The organism is Flavihumibacter stibioxidans, assembly GCF_014332695.1.
Taxonomy (GTDB): Bacteria; Bacteroidota; Bacteroidia; order Chitinophagales; family Chitinophagaceae; genus Flavihumibacter; species Flavihumibacter stibioxidans.
Genome location: NZ_MBUA01000032.1, coordinates 52,501 through 53,845 on the forward strand (window position 1 = coordinate 52,501; position 1,345 = coordinate 53,845).

Consider the following 1,345-nt stretch of genomic DNA (forward strand, 5'->3'; position numbering starts at 1 on the left):
AGTAAAATGGTTCAACCAACTGTTTAACAAAAACACAGGGCCCTGCAAAATCGTAAGATGACGTATAGAGCCTGATACCTGCCCGGTGCTGGAAGGTTAAGGAAGGATGTTCGGAGTAATCCAAAGCTTCTGACTGAAGCCCCAGTAAACGGCGGCCGTAACTATAACGGTCCTAAGGTAGCGAAATTCCTTGTCGGGTAAGTTCCGACCTGCACGAATGGTCTAATGAGTTGAACACTGTCTCCTCCACGAGCCCGGTGAAATTGTAGTATCGGTGAAGATGCCGGTTACCCGTCACGGGACGGAAAGACCCCATGAACCTTCACTACAACTTTGCATTGATTTTGAGCACCAAGTGTGTAGGATAGTTGGGAGACTATGAAGCAGTGTCGCCAGGCATTGTGGAGTCATCGTTGAAATACCAACCTCTTGTTGCTTAGAACCTAACCCCTGAAGGGGGACATTGCATGGTGGGTAGTTTGACTGGGGTGGTCGCCTCCTAAAAAGTAACGGAGGCTCGCAAAGGTACCCTCAGTACGGTTGGTAATCGTACGCAGAGCGCATTAGTATAAGGGTGCTTGACTGTGAGACATACAAGTCGATCAGGTGCGAAAGCAGGCTAAAGTGATCCGGTGGTTCTGTATGGAAGGGCCATCGCTCAAAGGATAAAAGGTACTCTGGGGATAACAGGCTGATCTCACCCAAGAGCTCATATCGACGGTGAGGTTTGGCACCTCGATGTCGGTTCGTCACATCCTGGGGCTGGAGAAGGTCCCAAGGGTTCGGCTGTTCGCCGATTAAAGTGGCACGTGAACTGGGTTCAGAACGTCGCAAGACAGTTCGGTCCCTATCTGTGATGGGCGTTAGAAAATTGAGAGGACATGACCTTAGTACGAGAGGACCGGGTCGTACGTACCGCTGGTGTATCGGTTGTGCCGCCAGGTGCAATGCCGAGTAGCTATGTACGGAAAGGATAAACGCTGAAAGCATCTAAGCGTGAAACCTACCTTAAGATGAGTTTTCTTTTAAGGGTCGTCAGAGACTATGACGTTGATAGGCTACAGGTGTAAAGGTGGTAACATCAAAGCCGAGTAGTACTAATTGCCCGTAAGCTTTAATTTTTTAATTCTATATGGATTAGGAAATATTACATACCCGTGAAATTGCAACTTCCCAATATGTTATCTTATTGAAGTGGATCATTCCACCAATGTCTTATGGTGCTTATGCCGAGGGTGTTCACCTCTTCCCATACCGAACAGAGAAGTTAAGCCCCTCATGGCCGATGGTACTGCTATACCAGGCGGGAGAGTAGGTAGGTGCCATATTTATTATAAAGAGCCTT

At 48.0% G+C, this 1,345-nt stretch carries 2 rRNA genes (1 of these 2 cut by a window edge); both read left to right on the forward strand.

The window, feature by feature from the left end:
- Positions 1-1,121: ribosomal RNA gene (locus BC349_RS19800) — 23S ribosomal RNA — on the forward strand; it begins 1,762 nt to the left of the window's first position.
- A gap of 95 nt (positions 1,122-1,216) precedes the next feature.
- A 5S ribosomal RNA gene (gene rrf, locus BC349_RS19805) occupies positions 1,217-1,328 on the forward strand.
- The last annotated feature ends 17 nt before the right edge of the window (positions 1,329-1,345 follow it).